This window comes from Maribacter sp. ACAM166, from assembly GCF_005771495.1.
In the GTDB taxonomy this organism is placed as follows: domain Bacteria; phylum Bacteroidota; class Bacteroidia; order Flavobacteriales; family Flavobacteriaceae; genus Maribacter.
This window is the reverse complement of the sequence record NZ_VAUW01000005.1, coordinates 126,426-142,800: the sequence shown is the minus strand read 5'-3', so window position 1 is coordinate 142,800 and position 16,375 is coordinate 126,426. Positions and strand designations below refer to the sequence as shown.

The window sequence follows — 16,375 nt, the reverse complement described above, 5'->3', positions numbered from 1 at the left end:
CACATTAATTCAAGGTTTTAGGTAGAATGTTCTCATGAATTAATAGGAAGTCTCTTTCTAACCATACTTACACCAATAAATAGTCCAACTTTTTTCTTGGATTGAATTAGGCAAATTCAATTACCCATAGTTATAGTGCATACAGATTTCCTACTGATATATGCATCACCCAGTTAGGTTTCAAATTTTCAATTGAATTTATTGCGTATTGAAATCTAAAAATTGTTGATTTATTTCATAAAAATTAAAAATATATTTAGCCTAAAGTTTAGACGCAACTAACTTTTCGTTATTTCTTAATTCCCTAAATAAATAAACGGAAATAACTAATGAAATTTCAGACGAAGTTCCAGGTAAAGCCTTGTGAACAAAATAGGAATAAAGGTAAAAACTAGACTGCTTTAATCATAGAATGCTATGGAAAAGGCATTGGGTTTAGAAAATTTTAGAAACAAACTCTTTGGGCTTTACAATACTTTTTAAGTATATAAATACAAGTGGAATTGGCCCATAAGGTCACCAAAATCAAACTGAAGTGATGAATTCTAGGGTTACAGCCTATAGAACACTGGAAAAAGGTACCGTTTTCAAAATGTGTTTTAATAAAAAACAATAAGTCCTCATAGAGTCGTTAATTCTACTGTATACAACGTATATCTTAAGTTTCACAACAAATATTCAATAATACTCAGCAGTCGCACTACTTTAGTAAGAAATTACATTGGTATGATTAAAGTTCCCCAAACATCAAGTACCTCGTATTTAATTAGACAGTTGCCTACACCAACTGCTTTTATTGACACTAATTATAATATTGTTCATACATCCGAAAAATGGATGAACATTTTTAATAACAACGAGAGTTACAACACCGCGAGTTTATTTACAGCATTTCCTAATTTAAGCTCCAAATGGAAAAAGGAATTGGAAAATTGTTTTAAGGGAAATCCACAACCGATGGGTATTCACCAAGCAAAAGACATTGATGACCAAGACGTATGGTTTGAATGGTCTAATGCTCCTTGGTATGACACCAATGAAAATATTATTGGTGCTATTATTCAATTGAATAATATTACCGATTCTGTAAATAATGAATTGGAACTTAATAAAAAGAATTTATTACTAAAACAACAAGCCGAAATAACAAAAATCGGACAATGGGAGTATGATATTCTTGACAACCAACTTACATGGTGTACTACGACAAAGGCGATACATGAAGTGCCTCCACATTTCACACCTAATATAGAAAACGCCATTCATTACTTTAAAGAGGGTCATAGTCGTAACGCCATATCCATGGCAGTTTTTGAAGCCCAGAATAAAGGAAAGGCTTATAGTAATTTAAAGTTACAGATTATTACAGCTACAGGAAATGAGAAATGGGTAATGGCCGGTGGTAAACCTATATACCATAAAGGTGAACTAATTGGCCTAATAGGTACAATTCAAGATATACATGACCAAGTTGAGGCCGATATAAAAACTTTAGATAACGAAAAATTATTAAGAACCTTAATTGACAACCTACCAGTTAATGTCTATATAAAAGATACGGAATCTAGAAAGATTTTGGTAAATAAAGCAGAGTGTGAATTTTTAGGAGTTAAAAATCCCGAAGATTTATTAGGAAAAAGTGATTTCGAACTATACCCTTCAGAGTCTGCCGCTCGTTCACGAGAAGAAGATTTGCTGGTAATGAATACCTTAAAACCTATCATTGGCAAGGAAACGCTAAACATCAAATTAGACGGCAAAGAAACCTCTTTTCTTAGCTCAAAGATACCATTGCTAAATAATAAAGGACTTGCGTATGGAATTGTAGGTATAAGTCTTGATATTACGAAATTAAAAGAAAAAGAATCTGAGTTAAGGAATATTATAAATATAGCGTCGATTCAGAATAAAAAACTGTTGAATTTCGCCCATATTGTATCGCACAATCTTAGATCCCATTCTGCAAATTTTTCAATGTTGTTAGATTTCTTGAAAACTGAAAAAGATGAAGATGAAAAAAATCGAATAATTGAAATGCTAACTAATGCTTCTAATAATTTATTAGAGACCTTAGACAGTCTAAATGATGTCATTACAATAAATACCAATACCAATATTGATAAAAAGAATATCAATTTGCATAATAAGGTAATAACCATAAATCAACATTTGACCGGTTATCTATTGAACAATAGAGCTGAAATAAAAAATACGATACCCGAGGATTTCAAAATTAAATCGGTGCCTACATATTTAGATGGTATCTTGACTAATTTTATAACCAATGCGGTGAAATTTAAACATCCAGATAGAAATTCAAAAATCACCCTTAGTGCGATTAAAAAAAACAACTACTCAATTTTAACAATAGCAGATAACGGCTTAGGAATAGACCTTGAAAAGTATGGTAAAAAATTATTTGGTATGTATAAAACCTTTCATGATCATAAAGATGCAAGAGGTATTGGTCTATATATTACCAAAAACCAAATTGATGCTATGAATGGTAAAATTGAAGTAAGTAGTGAAATAGGAATGGGAACAGAATTTAAAATATTCTTTAATGACAAAAATTAGTGATATCACAATAATTGACGACGACCCTATAGTAGTTTTTGGTCTACGTAAATTAATTACTTCTACTATAAAATGTAACTCGATAGAATCTTATGGAAATGGATTATTGGCCTATGATGCAATAATGAAAAAACTTGATGATAAGCAGCCTATTCCTAAGGTTATTTTTTTAGACATTAATATGCCGATAATGGATGGTTGGGAATTTCTGGAGGCCTTCCTGAAGCTTCCTATTACAGATAAAATAAAAATTAACATTATTACATCTTCAATCGATTCATTTGACAAAAAACAATGGGAATCCTATAAAAATAAAAGCCACCACGTAATTACATTTAATCAAAAGCCAATTAATAAAATAAAAATAGAGGAAATCACCCAAGTCGCCTAAAACAATGAAGTATTGATTCTTTTTGCTGACTTAAATGGGGCCTTCATCTTTTAATAGTTATTCGGCAATGAGAATACTACCACTCTCCCTTCTTATTACTCTATTCATTTCTTGCGAGAAAAAATAAAAAATACCAAAGGTGAATTTCCTACACCTTTTGAACGCTCTGACAAGACAGAAAACCGCAACTTATTACGAGGTAATTAACTTTTACAAAAAACTTACCAACTAATTTTTTATTGTAAATATTCAAACAATTGATACTACAGATAGTAGTTATATAGTCTTCCCATTACTGATACAGTGAATAATTGGAATTTTTTCGACACGATTCTACAGCAAAAAAAAGGATTCTCGCACTATTTTTTTGAGGATATAGTACTAAGAATGCTTAAAAATAAATCTGTTTTAAAAACCAAATTTGAAGCCAAAAAGAAACTAGATTCAACTTTAAATGGCGATTGGTAGCTTCAACTATACTGGTTTTTTAAACAACGTGAGCTTTATGGAAATACCCATATATAATATCCAATCTATAGCATACTACGTTCTAATTAATCGCCTTCGAACAAAATCTTAATATTCACATATGAATTTTGAAGGGCCTTTTGTATTTTAACTGGACCTTTCCATTTTACTTTTACGATACCTTCCTTTTTTTCGGGTTTTAATTTCCCTGTATAATCAGTTTTCATGGCATACCAATGCACCTGCTTAAGCGTATATATACCGTTATTCTTAAAAATATGATAGGTAGTTCGTAAGAAATTTTCAATTTTCAGTCCTTTTACGCCAGTTTCTTCCATGACTTCACGTATGGCACAATCTTCAATAGATTCCCCTTTATCTAATTTACCTTTTGGCAAATCCCATTTATCGTTTCTGTAGATAAACAATACTTTACCCACTTCGTTTGTTACTACCCCTCCTGCAGCAACCACTAATGGAATTTCCTTTGTAAATTTCTTTAAAATTTCCTCGTGATTCGGGTGGTAGATATAGGCTTCTTCTAGCTTTTTCTTCTTCAAAGACCTAATTGCTTCTTGTATAGATTCTTGATTTAGTAAAAAATACTCCCCATTTGCTGTTTCCGAGAGCTTATTTGTTAAAATCAAAGGCAATTCATTAACAAAAACTTTATACATTTGCGTCATGGTTTTAGACAAAAACACGGCTAAAAAAACAGCAGAGCTTCTGCTGCAAATTAATGCAATAAAATTGAAACCGGAAAATCCTTTTACATGGGCCTCCGGATGGAAATCTCCAATATATTGCGATAATAGAATTTTGCTATCATACCCTATCATCAGAAATTACATTCGTGATGAAATGGCAAAACAAGTTGAGCAATTATATGGCAAGCCAGATTGTATTGTAGGGGTGGCTACGGGCGCAATAGGAATAGGAGCATTGGTAGCTGACAAACTCAACCTACCCTTTGTATATGTGAGGCCAGAACCAAAATCACACGGTAGGCAAAATCAAATTGAGGGTCATTTAGAAGCTCATCAATCAGTAGTTGTGATTGAAGACCTTATTAGCACTGGTAAAAGCAGTCTAAATGCAGTAGATGCTTTACGAGCTATTGATGCTAACGTAAAAGGTATGTTAGCCATTTTTACGTATGATTTTGAAACAGCCCTAACCAATTTCAAGGAAAAAAGCACACAACTGCATACGTTAAGCAGTTATGAATATCTTATTGAACAGGCCTCTGATAGTGGTTACGTAAAAGAAGATCAATTGATAACGCTATTGGAATGGAGAAAAAATCCTTCTCAATGGACAATTAAATAATTATGTTTATAGAATCACCTAAAGCGGAAGTATTAAAAAGTAAAGAAGACACGTATAACTTCCTAAACGAATTATCAAATTTCAGACAATTAATGCCTGAAAACATTGATAAGTTCGAAGTTTTAAATGAAAATAGATTTCTTTTCGCTTTAAAAGGAATGCCAGAAATAGTTTTGGAAAAAAAAGAACAAAGTCCATTTAACAAATTGGTTCTAGGTGCTGCAAGCGATAAACTTCCTTTTGTACTAACTGCCGATATTTCAGAATTAGAAAATGAGAAAAGTGAAGTAACCTTAAGTTTCTCAGGCGAATTCAACGCGATGATGGCCATGATGATTAAAACTCCAATCACAAACTTTATCAATACACTATCAAATAATTTAGGCAAGATTTAATATTGAAGTTGTATTTCTTTTAATCCAAATTCTTGAAGATTTCCATTTTCTAGCTTGAGCCTAAGTTTTCCGCTAATAGAAACACCTTCTATTATTCCGGTAATCATCTTTTTATCTTGGGTTTTAAATTTACACTGCTCTCCTATTTTAAATAATTGAGAATGATACTGCGCGTATAATTCATTCTCCAATGAAAGAATAGATTTTCCCAACTGAAGATGTAAATTTTCGATTAAGGAAGTAAAAACTGATTCGAGATCAAAACTTTGCCCCACTATTTTTTTCATCGAAGCAGCATTTGGAGCGTATTTAAATTCTTGTTGATTTACATTTAATCCAAATCCAATTATACTCCGATTTATTTTTGAACCAGAAATCATATTTTCAATTAGAATTCCCCCTATTTTAAAATCACCTGACAGAATGTCGTTAGGCCATTTAATACTTAAATTCGGAATCCCCATCTGCTTTAAACTATCCAGAATAGCCAACGAAACACAAATACTCATTAAAAATATTTTGTTAATTGGCAATTCAATATTATTCTTTAAAATACTGATTGCTATGTTTTTACCTTCTTCTGACTCCCATTTAGAATTGAATTGCCCTCTACCAGAAGTTTGATTTCGGGTAGTTATTACAGTGAAATCCTCGAGATTCATTTTGACAGACAATTCCTTCAAATAGGTGTTCGTAGATTCCGTGGCATCAAGTTTGATTATTTGCATTTGTAGAACATAATGTTATTCTTTAATCTATTGTTAAAAACTAGACCTAAAAGAACAAAAAAATAATAACTTTGTAAAAAATAAAATTTTTGAATGCAGGAAAGTAAAACTAGCGTAGATCAGTTAATTGCATTAATTATACAGGGAGTTGACGAAGTAAAGGGACACAATGTAATTCTATTAGATTTACGAGAAATTGAGAATACCGTTTGTGATTACTTCATTATTTGTAACGGTACTTCCAATACGCATGTAAATGCTATCGTAGGATCTATCCAAAAAACAGTAAGCAAAGCGATTAAGGACAAGCCTTGGCACATAGAAGGTGAAGATAATGCCGAATGGGTATTAATGGATTACGTAAATGTAGTGGTCCATGTATTCCAAAAGCAAATCCGTGAATACTATGACATAGAAGGCCTATGGGGAGATGCAAAATTCACCACTATAGATAGCAGCGTTAATCAATAAAAAATTAAGATGGCAAAAGAAAACAAAACAAATCCAAAAAAACCAAAATTTAGTTCTTGGTGGATTTATGGATTAGTAGCAGTATTACTTATAGGATTTCAGTTATTAACTAGTGATGACCTCGCTAGTACTAATAAAACAACCACTTCAGCATTACAAGAGTATTTAAGAAATGGTGATGTCAAAAAGATTTTGATAATTACAAACACTAATCAAGCAAAAGTATTCTTGACTGATGATGCCATTGCAAAAGATTTACATAAAGATGTTAATGAGAAATCATTCCTCCCTACATCCGGTAATGTACCTCAATATACTTTGGATTATGGTGATCTTCAAATTTTTCAAAATGAAATTACCGATATAAAGAAAGAAAACAACCTAGTTACGATTATTGAATTCGGTAAGGAGTCTACAGCAATTCTCGATTTCTTATTATCCTTATTACCATTTGTTTTGATAATCGGTATTTGGATTTATTTAATGCGAAGAATGTCTGGCGGCGGCGGCGGCGGCGCAGGTGGTCAAATCTTTAACATCGGTAAGTCTAAAGCTAAATTATTCGATGAGAAGACCGATACAAGAACATCATTTAAAGATGTTGCTGGTTTAGAAGGGGCAAAAGAAGAAGTTGAAGAAATTGTTGACTTTTTAAGAAACCCAGATAAATACACCTCTCTTGGTGGTAAAATCCCTAAAGGTGCATTATTGGTAGGCCCTCCAGGAACAGGTAAAACCCTTTTAGCTAAAGCGGTTGCCGGTGAAGCAAAAGTTCCTTTCTTTTCGCTTTCAGGTTCAGATTTCGTTGAAATGTTCGTAGGTGTAGGTGCTTCTAGAGTACGAGATTTATTCAAACAAGCAAAAGAAAAATCTCCAGCAATTATTTTTATTGATGAAATTGATGCAATAGGGAGAGCTCGGGGCAAGAATAATTTCACTGGTTCTAATGACGAACGTGAAAATACACTTAATCAATTATTGACAGAAATGGACGGTTTCGGCACCAATACAAATGTAATTGTATTAGCCGCGACAAACCGTGCAGATGTTTTGGATAAGGCTTTAATGCGTGCAGGTAGATTTGATAGACAAATTTATGTTGATTTACCAGACATTCGTGAACGAAAAGAAATTTTCGAAGTACACCTAAGACCAATTAAAACTTTAGAAACTTTAGATTTAGATTTCTTGGCCCGACAAACTCCAGGTTTCTCAGGTGCAGATATTGCCAATGTTTGTAATGAGGCAGCATTAATTGCAGCTCGTAACGAGAAAAAAGCAGTTGACAAACAAGATTTCTTAGACGCAGTAGATAGAATTGTTGGTGGTCTTGAGAAGAAAAATAAGATTATTACACCAGGAGAAAAAGAAACTATTGCCTATCACGAAGCTGGTCATGCCACTACAAGTTGGATGTTAGAACATGCATCTCCATTGGTTAAAGTTACTATTGTACCACGTGGACAATCGTTAGGAGCTGCTTGGTATTTGCCTGAAGAACGCTTGATTGTAAGACCTGAGCAAATGTTGGATGAAATGTGCGCTACAATGGGTGGTAGAGCGGCAGAAAAGGTGATTTTTAATAAAATTTCTACTGGTGCATTAAGTGATTTAGAAAAAGTTACTAAACAAGCTAGGGCTATGGTAACAATTTATGGCCTTAGTGAAGAAATTGGAAACATAACCTATTATGATTCCTCAGGACAAGATTCTTATGGCTTCTCTAAGCCGTACAGTGAGGATACGGCTAGAAAAATAGATTCTGAAATATCTAAAATTATAGAAGAACAGTATCAAAGAGCTATTAAAGTTCTTACGGATAATAAGGATAAACTTACAACATTAGCCGAAAGATTATTGGAGAAAGAAGTTATCTTTAAAGAGGATTTAGAAAAAATATTCGGAAAACGAAATTTCGAAAAAGACATCTTAGCCTTAGAAAATGAAAGGAAATTAAAGGAAATTAAAGGAAGAAAAAGATAATAATCCGACAGAAGAGCAAGAAATTACAGAGAATAAATAATAGTGCATTAATTTAAATACGAAATTATTACAACTATATAAATGGGTTTTTTAGATATGTTATTTGGTGGCGGTAAGAAGAAGGTTTCAAAAGAAACTGTAGAAACCCGAGGTGACCATATGCCAGATTTAAATATTCCCGCAGATGAAAAATTCACTATTCACTTCAAACAAAATGGAGGTAAATTTATATACTGTATTTCAGATTTAGAAGTTTCTAGAGCAATACAAAATATTGTAACCGAGAACAGTTGGGAAAACGAGCCTTTTTATGTATTAAACAATAGGCTTGCAGAAAAATTTGTAAAGGAGTCTATCTCCTTTACAAGTGATTCCAAAAAAAGCGAGGTTTTCTTTACGACCTGTGAACATTTAATTGCACAGAATGGAAGTATTCTTGTTTGCTCTAATCAATTACACGAGAAAAAAGTAAATGAGCTCCCTAGCAATGTTGTCGTTTTTGCCACAACCAGTCAATTGGTAGAATCTATAGGTGAAGGCCTAAAAACAATTAAGAAAAAATACGGACAAAATATTCCAACCAATATAACCACGCTAAAACACTTTAAAGCTACTGAAGAAAACTCCGATGACTTTCTAACATATGGCAGTAGCACTAAAAATCTTTATCTTTTACTCCTGGAAGATTTATAGTATGAAGGAAATTTTACGAAGGTCATTAACGGGGGCGGTTTATATCATCCTATTACTATCTGCAGTTTTCCTTAGTTCTGATGCTTTCGATTTCTTATTCATGACCTTTGGCCTTGCTTGTTTATATGAATATAAAAAACTGGTAGGATTAAAAGGCTATCATATTTTCGCAGCATATTTAGCACTTTGGTGGGCATTTATTTATTTGGTAAAAGACCAGCAATTGATCAATTTATTGATGGTCATAACCATCATAATTGACATTTACCTACTTATAAATCTCTTTTCTAAAAAACCAATTAAATTCAATAAGCTTTTAAAATTTTTAATAGGTTTATTTTACATTGGTGGTGGTTGTATTTTTCTTACCATGATTCCTTATAAAAATGATGCATTTGCCAAACTTCTCATTATGGGAATATTTATTTTAATATGGGTGAATGATTCGTTCGCTTATCTAGTTGGTAAAAGCATTGGTAGAACCAAATTATTCCCATCAGTTTCTCCTAAGAAAACAGTTGAAGGAACATTGGGCGGCTTTATATTTGCACTTGGCGCTGCTTATATCATCTCAACCCATGAACAATTGCTAAGTACATTACAATGGATGATATTAGCAACTGTCATAGTTATAGCAGGAAGTTTAGGTGATTTAATAGAATCTAAATTCAAAAGAGCTGCTGGTGTCAAAGATAGTGGCGCTATACTACCAGGACATGGTGGAATGTTAGATCGTTTGGATAGTTTGGTATTTGCAGCACCGTTTACTTATTTAACTTTAAATATATTTAGCTATGTTTCATAGGGAGGGACAAAAAATCATATTGTTTTCTTTTTGCTTGGTAGGAGTCAGTATAATCTTAGCTGATTTCTTTATTGATATTTCTTGGTTAAAGCTAATGATTCAATTAATTGGCTTAGTTGCAATGGTAGCTATTTTACAATTTTTCAGAAACCCTAAAAGACTTGCAATCAAGAATTTTAATGAGATTCTCTCGCCGGTAGATGGTAAAGTCGTTGTAATCGAAGAGGTTTTTGAAAAAGAATTTTTTAAGGAAAAAAGAAGACAGGTTTCAATTTTCATGTCACCCACTAACGTACATGTTACTAGATATCCAGCTAGTGGTAGTATTACATTTTCCAAATATCATGCAGGAAAATATTTGGTAGCGTGGCATCCAAAAGCTAGTGAAGAAAATGAAAGAACCACTGTTGTTATTAAAACTCCAAAATTTGGCGAAATATTATATCGGCAAATAGCTGGCGCAATGGCTAGACGAATTGTAAATTATGCCGAGAAAGGTGAAAGCGTACAGCAAGGTGATGATTCGGGCTTTATAAAATTTGGTTCTAGAGTAGACTTGTTCTTACCTTTAGATTGTCAAATCAATGTCAAACTGAATCAAAAAGTAAAAGGAGCACAAACCTGTATTGCGTCTTTTGTTGATCCAAATGAAAAAGAAGAAATCACTTATTGAATTTGAAGAGGCTGTAGCTCACGTAAATAGTTTTACTGAGCCTATACCAGCCGATATACTTCTTAAACTTTACGCGTATTACAAAATTGCAAACTCCAATTTTGATAATCCTGGTAGTAGGACCCCATTAATCAATGCATTTAAGGCTAATGCATTGTTTCAAGCCAAAAACATGACCAAAAAGCAAGCTATGAAGGCTTATATAGAATTGGTAGGAAAAGAATTAAAATAGAGCTATTAAAATTTCACTCATACAAGTCATTTAAATCTGCATCACAAATAGCACAAAAAAGTTCATTCATTTTCTCACAGACATCATAAAAGAATCGCTCGCCTTTTTCACTAGTTGCATATTCTGGGTTACCGATACCTGTATCTTTACTCACTTTCGACCATTCCCGTTCTGCCCAAACCCAGCCTTCATTAAATTCTTTTATCTTAAACTTCTTTTCTTCACCACTACCCCACTTGTCCTTTGACAAAACTAAATCAGGTCGTAAATAAAGCATCAAGCTTGTTTCCATTTCATCTGCATGATCACCTTTCTCCTTAAAATATTGAGATTTGTCTAACATTTGCGGGAAGAAGCAAAAGCTAATGAACATATCAGGAAACATTAAACCCAATTCCCTCACTAAGGGTTTGAAATTATTACCTCCATGACCATTATATAGTAAAAGCTTATAAATACCCTGCCTATTCAAAACTGTAACAATATCTTGAAGTATCGCCAGTTGGGTAGAAGGATTGAGGTTCATATCAAGATAAATATCTTTCTGGCCTGTATTAACTCCGTATGGGATGGTTGGTAGAACAATCACCTTCTTTCCCTTTTCCCAGCTAAGACCCGCAGCAGATTCGACCATACTTCGCGCCTGATAATTATCGGTCCCATAAGGGAGGTGATAGTTATGTGCCTCAGTAGCTCCCCAAGGCAATATAGCTAGTTCAAATTGTTCATCTTTTAAATGTTCCCAATTTGTCTCTTCTAGAATATATGGTCTTATCATAACTGTAAAATTAAAAAGGTCCAATCATTATATGAGCCCGAAAAGTACCTGGATCCATTAACCAAGGCATTCCTTTTGAATGAGGTTTATCGGGTAATCCTGTAGTTTCCGTTGTTGCAAAAGGGGTGTAAATTACATAACGAAATTGACCATTATTCAAGACTCCGGTTTCTATATCATAATCTTCTTGTGAACCATAATAAATATAAGTCATACTTGGCTCTTTAGGCATTTTTAATTTTCCTTGAGCGACCTCTTCGCCTCGTGTCTGTCTTTTATCTTTCGTACTTTTCCCTTCAGCAGCAAGTTCTCTTCCCCTTTGCATGAATGGTTCCAAATTTTTAGCATAGCAAGATACGCTTATATCATTTTTTGAAGGATCATCTGCCAAGCAAACAAGATTGTTTCTTCCTTCCCTAAGGACTATAAATTTTCCGTCCTCATCATACCCATATACCATTGCACCCATCCGTTCATTTTCAGGAGCAGGTAACGTGGCTGTAATCAATTGAATAGCTTTACTTGGAATGACCATTTCATTTTTATCTTGCGCTGTAAGAAATGCACCTAAAAAGAAAAACCCTAAAATTTTTAATTGTCTCATTTTCAAAATGTTTAATTGAAAGTTAAGGAATTTAAAATCAGATGTACCTATTATTTCACTAATCTAAAATCATAAAAAAGCCCTTGAAAAATTTTCAAGGGCTTTTTTCTATTTTGAATCTTGGTATTTCGAAATAAAATCTATAATACCTTTTTACCTGAAATTATATTGTAAAGAATAACAACAACTGCAATTACCAATAAAATATGTACTAAACTACCAGTCGCAAGACCAGGAACTATACCTAACATACCAAGTAACCATATTATTATACAAATAACTGCTACTAACCATAAAAGACTTCTCATAATGTGTGTTTTTAGATTGTTATATGTTAAAAATAGTTTTTCTATGATTGAGAATTTAACTCAATTCATAGTAATAATAACTCAAAATTTGAAACACCTACCTACTAGTCAAGTAAAAATTTGCTCATTATCAATATATTACGCTAATTTTTCTTTAAAAAAATCAATAGTACGTGACCATGCTAATTCCGCAGCATCTTTGTCATATCGGGGAGTAGAAGTGTTGTGAAACCCATGATTTACCTCTGGATAGAAAAATACTTCAAACTTTTTATTGTTTTTCTTAAGTGCCTGTTCATATGCTGGCCAACCAGCATTTACGCGCTCATCTAAACCAGCATATTGCAACAGTAAAGGCGCATTAATAGTGTCAACACCCTCAGTAGGTTGACCACCGTAAAAAGGTACTGCCGCTGATAAATCAGAAACTTTTACCGCCATCATGTTAGATATCCATCCTCCAAAACAAAACCTTACTACACCGATTTTGCCATTACAATCCTCATTGGACTTTAAATAGTAAAAGGCGGCTATAAAGTCTTCTAGCATTTCATTTCTATCACGTTCTCGCTGCATATCCCTTCCCCTCGTCATCGTTGCCAGGATACCCACCCAATGGACTCAGAGCATCGGGTGCTATGGTGATAAACCCTGCCAAAGCTGCCCTTCTGGCAGTATCTTCAACATATGGATTTAGCCCTCTATTCTCATGCACCACAACTATTCCAGGTAATTTAGTTGTAGCAGATTTTGGCTTGGATAATAATGCCTTAATCACACCACCTCCCCTAGTTGAATTATAGGTTATGAATTCAGAATCTAATTCGGGATTATTTTTGTCTACTAAAAAAGTATCTTGATAATTAGGCATTAAAAAACTCATCAAAGACCCAACGGTTATTCCACCTACGGCATATACGGATAACTTCTGCACAAAATCACGTCTTTGAATTCTATTATGAGCATAGGCATCATAAAGGTCAAAAACTTCTTGTTTGATGTCTTCTTTTCTAAGCGATTTCATTTTTTCTCTTTTAGTACTTTACTAAAAGTACTAAAAATAAGAATTCATAAATTGAATATTATACGGAAAAAGCCTCATTCTAATTGTAATAGGAATGAGGCCTTTTCAGAATACTTTTGCTTAAATATTTAACTTAAACTCGTTAAACTTTTTTCTAATGTTTCGATTTTCGCTTCTGCATCTGCAAGTTTTTGCCGCTCTATAGTAATAACTTTTTCAGGTGCATTATTCACAAAACGTTCGTTTGATAGTTTTTTCTGAACTGAAGTTAAAAACCCTTTCGTATACTTTAACTCTTCTTTTATTTTTAAGATTTCAGCTTCAATGTCTATCGCACCTTCGATAGGCACAAAGTATTCGTTACTTTTTACTCTAAATGTCAAAGCACCTTCTAATTGCTCTTTTAAATACGTGATTTCAGAAACATTTGTCAACTTAGATATTACGACATCCCAATCTTTACTTGCTTCCTCAGTATTTAAGGCAGAAAGCTCCAGTGCTTCTTTCATCGGAATATTCTTATTCTTTCTAATAGTCCGTACTCCTGCTATAACCTCAGCAGCAAACTCGAACTGTTCTATCAAATTCTCATCTATATCTCCAGCTACTGGCCATTTAGATATAACCAAAGCCTCGCTAGTATTTCGCTCTGAAATATGTTGCCAAACCTCTTCCGTCAAGAAAGGCATAAATGGATGCAACAATTTTAAATTTTGCTCGAATAAATGAATTACTTGATCAAATGAAGTTTTATCAATGGGCTGTTGATATGCTGGTTTAATAATTTCTAATAACCAAGAACTGTAGTCATCCCAAACCAATTTGTAAATGGACATTAATGCATCTGAAATACGGAATTTACTAAAATGGTCTTCTATTTCCAACAAGGTTTTGTTCAATTTAGCCTCATACCACTCCAGACCTAATTTAGAAGCTTCTGGCTGTGGAATATCTGCAACTTCCCATCCTTTTAATAATCTAAATCCGTTCCAGATTTTATTCGCAAAATTCTTACCCTGTTGACATAGATCTTCATCAAACATTAAATCATTACCTGCCGCAGAACTTAGCAACAAACCAACTCGTACACCGTCTGCTCCATAATCCTCTATAAGTTTTAAGGCATCAGGCGAATTCCCGAGGGATTTGGACATTTTTCTTCGCTGCTTATCCCTTACTAGACCTGTGAAATATACATTTTCGAAAGGTCTCTCACCTCTAAACTCATATCCGGCAACAATCATTCTGGCCACCCAGAAAAATAGAATATCCGGACCGGTAACCAAATCATTGGTTGGATAATAATAATTAACATCTTCATTATCCGGTTCTAAAATACCTCCAAAAACACTCATTGGCCAAAGCCACGAAGAGAACCAAGTATCTAATACATCAACATCTTGCCTTAGGTCACTCTTTTGTAGATTTGGATTGTCCGCTTTATTTTTTGCAAGCTCTAATGCATCATCAATAGTGGCAGCCACAACAAAATCATCTTGCCCATCACCAAAATAAAATGCAGGTATTTGCTGCCCCCACCATAATTGTCTTGAGATGTTCCAATCACGAACATTTTCCATCCAATGACGGTATGTATTTTCAAATTTCTTTGGATATAGTTTTACATCACCACTTTCCATTACAGCCTTTAAAGCTGGTTTGGCCAAATCTTCCATTTTCAGGAACCATTGGTCAGATAATTTAGGCTCTATTACTGCCTTGGTACGTTCTGAAGTACCTACTTTATTAATATGGGTTTCCGTTTTCACTAAAAACCCCTTTTCGTCTAATTCTTGAGAAATTTCCTTTCTTACTACAAAACGATCTTTGCCTTCGTAGTGTAAGCCAAAGCTATTCAATGTAGCATTATCATTAAATATATCAATGGTTTCCAAGTTGTGTTTTTCACCCAAGGATTTATCATTAATATCATGTGCTGGAGTCACTTTTAAACATCCTGTACCAAATTCCATATCCACATAGTCATCTTCAATAATAGGAATCACTCTATTACAGATAGGCACAATGACTCTTTTCCCTTTTAAATGTTTGAACCGCTCATCATTGGGGTTAATACAAATAGCAGTATCTCCCAAAATTGTTTCTGGCCGCGTAGTTGCTATCGTTACTTTTTCATCAGAACCTTCAATTTCATAGGCCAAATAGTACAACAGACCTTGTCTTTCCTCATAAATAACTTCCTCATCAGATAAGGTCGTCATAGCCTCTGGATCCCAATTCACCATTCTGAAGCCACGGTAAATCAATCCTTTATTATATAAGTCTATAAATACTTTAATAACACTATCATAGCGTTCTTGATCCATTGTGAATGCTGCACGGTCCCAATCACAAGAACAACCCAATTTCTTTAATTGCTCGAGAATAATACCACCGTACTGATGGGTCCAGTCCCAAGCATGTTCTAAGAACTCATCACGGGTGAGGTCGTTCTTATTTATCCCCTGCTCTTTTAGCTTTGCTACGACCTTCGCCTCCGTCGCTATTGAAGCATGATCGGTACCAGGTACCCAACAAGCATTTTTCCCTAAAAGACGGGCTCTTCGTATCAACACATCTTGAATAGTATTATTCAACATATGCCCCATATGTAGTATTCCCGTAACGTTTGGTGGTGGTATTACAATGCTATAAGGCTCTCTTTCATCTGGCACGGAATGAAAATAACCGTTTTTCATCCAATACTCATACCAATGGGTTTCTGTGGACTGCGGATTATATTTTGATGGAATTTCCATATTTGGAACAGTTTTTGACTTATTATAGATTGGGATATTAAAATTAAAGCCGAACTGACATTCTAACGGTCATTTCAGCCAATTTCACCCAAAGATAAATACGAAACAAAAATAAGTAACGTTAGAGTATAACAAAAGGATTTTGAGGTTGATCTGA

The 16,375-nt window shown here is 33.8% G+C and carries 16 protein-coding genes and 1 pseudogene; 10 read left to right on the top strand and 7 right to left on the bottom strand.

Annotated elements, in window-relative coordinates:
* Positions 1–726: 726 nt before the first annotated feature.
* Positions 727–2,577, top strand: a complete 1,851-nt coding sequence (locus ES765_RS06155; RefSeq protein ID WP_138112303.1) for a sensor histidine kinase — start codon at positions 727–729, stop codon at positions 2,575–2,577.
* Entirely contained in the window at positions 2,564–2,968 is a 405-nt protein-coding gene (locus tag ES765_RS06150) for a response regulator (RefSeq protein ID WP_138112301.1), read from the top strand. Before ES765_RS06155 ends, ES765_RS06150 begins: the two co-directional genes overlap by 14 nt.
* Before the next feature lie 554 nt (positions 2,969–3,522).
* On the opposite strand, the gene ES765_RS06145 is transcribed toward ES765_RS06150, so the two are convergent.
* Positions 3,523–4,113, bottom strand: coding sequence for an NUDIX hydrolase (locus ES765_RS06145; protein WP_138112299.1), 591 nt, complete (start codon positions 4,111–4,113; stop codon positions 3,523–3,525).
* A gap of 7 nt (positions 4,114–4,120) precedes the next feature.
* On the opposite strand from ES765_RS06145, the gene pyrE reads away from it, so the two are divergent.
* Together pyrE and ES765_RS06135 are read left to right on the top strand one after the other, a co-directional pair.
* Positions 4,121–4,765 carry an orotate phosphoribosyltransferase gene (gene pyrE / locus ES765_RS06140; RefSeq protein ID WP_138112297.1) on the top strand — a complete coding sequence of 215 codons (645 nt, stop codon included), beginning with the start codon at positions 4,121–4,123 and terminating at the stop codon, positions 4,763–4,765.
* 2 nt (positions 4,766–4,767) lie between these two features.
* A complete protein-coding gene (locus tag ES765_RS06135) occupies positions 4,768–5,160 on the top strand; it encodes an SRPBCC family protein (RefSeq protein ID WP_138112295.1) in 393 nt (130 codons plus the stop codon).
* Here the strand turns inward: ES765_RS06135 and ES765_RS06130 are convergent.
* Positions 5,157–5,888: a biotin--[acetyl-CoA-carboxylase] ligase gene (locus ES765_RS06130; RefSeq protein WP_138112293.1), complete on the bottom strand. Its 732-nt coding sequence runs from the start codon at positions 5,886–5,888 to the stop codon at positions 5,157–5,159. The genes ES765_RS06135 and ES765_RS06130 overlap by 4 nt on opposite strands.
* Before the next feature lie 93 nt (positions 5,889–5,981).
* Here ES765_RS06130 and rsfS point away from each other — a divergent pair, with 93 nt between their 5' ends.
* From rsfS to ES765_RS06100, 6 genes are all read left to right on the top strand, one after another.
* A complete protein-coding gene (rsfS, locus tag ES765_RS06125; RefSeq protein WP_138112291.1) occupies positions 5,982–6,359 on the top strand; it encodes a ribosome silencing factor in 378 nt (125 codons plus the stop codon).
* A 9-nt stretch (positions 6,360–6,368) separates the two neighbouring features.
* Positions 6,369–8,342 (top strand): ATP-dependent zinc metalloprotease FtsH, encoded by a 1,974-nt coding sequence (gene ftsH, locus ES765_RS06120; RefSeq protein WP_138112289.1) that lies wholly within the window; start codon positions 6,369–6,371, stop codon positions 8,340–8,342.
* Positions 8,343–8,423: 81 nt separating this feature from the next.
* On the top strand, positions 8,424–9,035 hold the full coding sequence (locus tag ES765_RS06115) for an LUD domain-containing protein (protein WP_138112286.1): 612 nt from the start codon (positions 8,424–8,426) through the stop codon (positions 9,033–9,035).
* A 1-nt stretch (position 9,036) separates the two neighbouring features.
* A complete protein-coding gene (locus ES765_RS06110) occupies positions 9,037–9,840 on the top strand; it encodes a phosphatidate cytidylyltransferase (RefSeq protein WP_138112284.1) in 804 nt (267 codons plus the stop codon).
* Positions 9,830–10,513, top strand: coding sequence for a phosphatidylserine decarboxylase family protein (locus ES765_RS06105; protein WP_138112282.1), 684 nt, complete (start codon positions 9,830–9,832; stop codon positions 10,511–10,513). Before ES765_RS06110 ends, ES765_RS06105 begins: the two co-directional genes overlap by 11 nt.
* Entirely contained in the window at positions 10,488–10,745 is a 258-nt protein-coding gene (locus tag ES765_RS06100; RefSeq protein WP_138112280.1) for an acyl-CoA-binding protein, read from the top strand. Before ES765_RS06105 ends, ES765_RS06100 begins: the two co-directional genes overlap by 26 nt.
* 13 nt (positions 10,746–10,758) lie before the next feature.
* Here ES765_RS06100 and ES765_RS06095 read toward each other — a convergent pair whose 3' ends face one another.
* The 5 genes and pseudogenes from ES765_RS06095 to ES765_RS06075 all read right to left on the bottom strand — a co-directional run bounded on the left by ES765_RS06095 (position 10,759) and on the right by ES765_RS06075 (position 16,218).
* On the bottom strand, positions 10,759–11,523 hold the full coding sequence (locus tag ES765_RS06095; protein WP_212744215.1) for a creatininase family protein: 765 nt from the start codon (positions 11,521–11,523) through the stop codon (positions 10,759–10,761).
* A gap of 10 nt (positions 11,524–11,533) precedes the next feature.
* A complete protein-coding gene (locus tag ES765_RS06090) occupies positions 11,534–12,127 on the bottom strand; it encodes a hypothetical protein (protein WP_171017243.1) in 594 nt (197 codons plus the stop codon).
* A gap of 140 nt (positions 12,128–12,267) precedes the next feature.
* A complete protein-coding gene (locus ES765_RS06085; protein ID WP_133674558.1) occupies positions 12,268–12,435 on the bottom strand; it encodes a lmo0937 family membrane protein in 168 nt (55 codons plus the stop codon).
* A 138-nt stretch (positions 12,436–12,573) separates the two neighbouring features.
* Positions 12,574–13,459, bottom strand: a pseudogene (locus ES765_RS06080) (dienelactone hydrolase family protein).
* Between the two features lie 128 nt (positions 13,460–13,587).
* Positions 13,588–16,218 carry a valine--tRNA ligase gene (locus ES765_RS06075; RefSeq protein ID WP_138112278.1) on the bottom strand — a complete coding sequence of 877 codons (2,631 nt, stop codon included), beginning with the start codon at positions 16,216–16,218 and terminating at the stop codon, positions 13,588–13,590.
* Positions 16,219–16,375 lie beyond the last annotated feature (157 nt).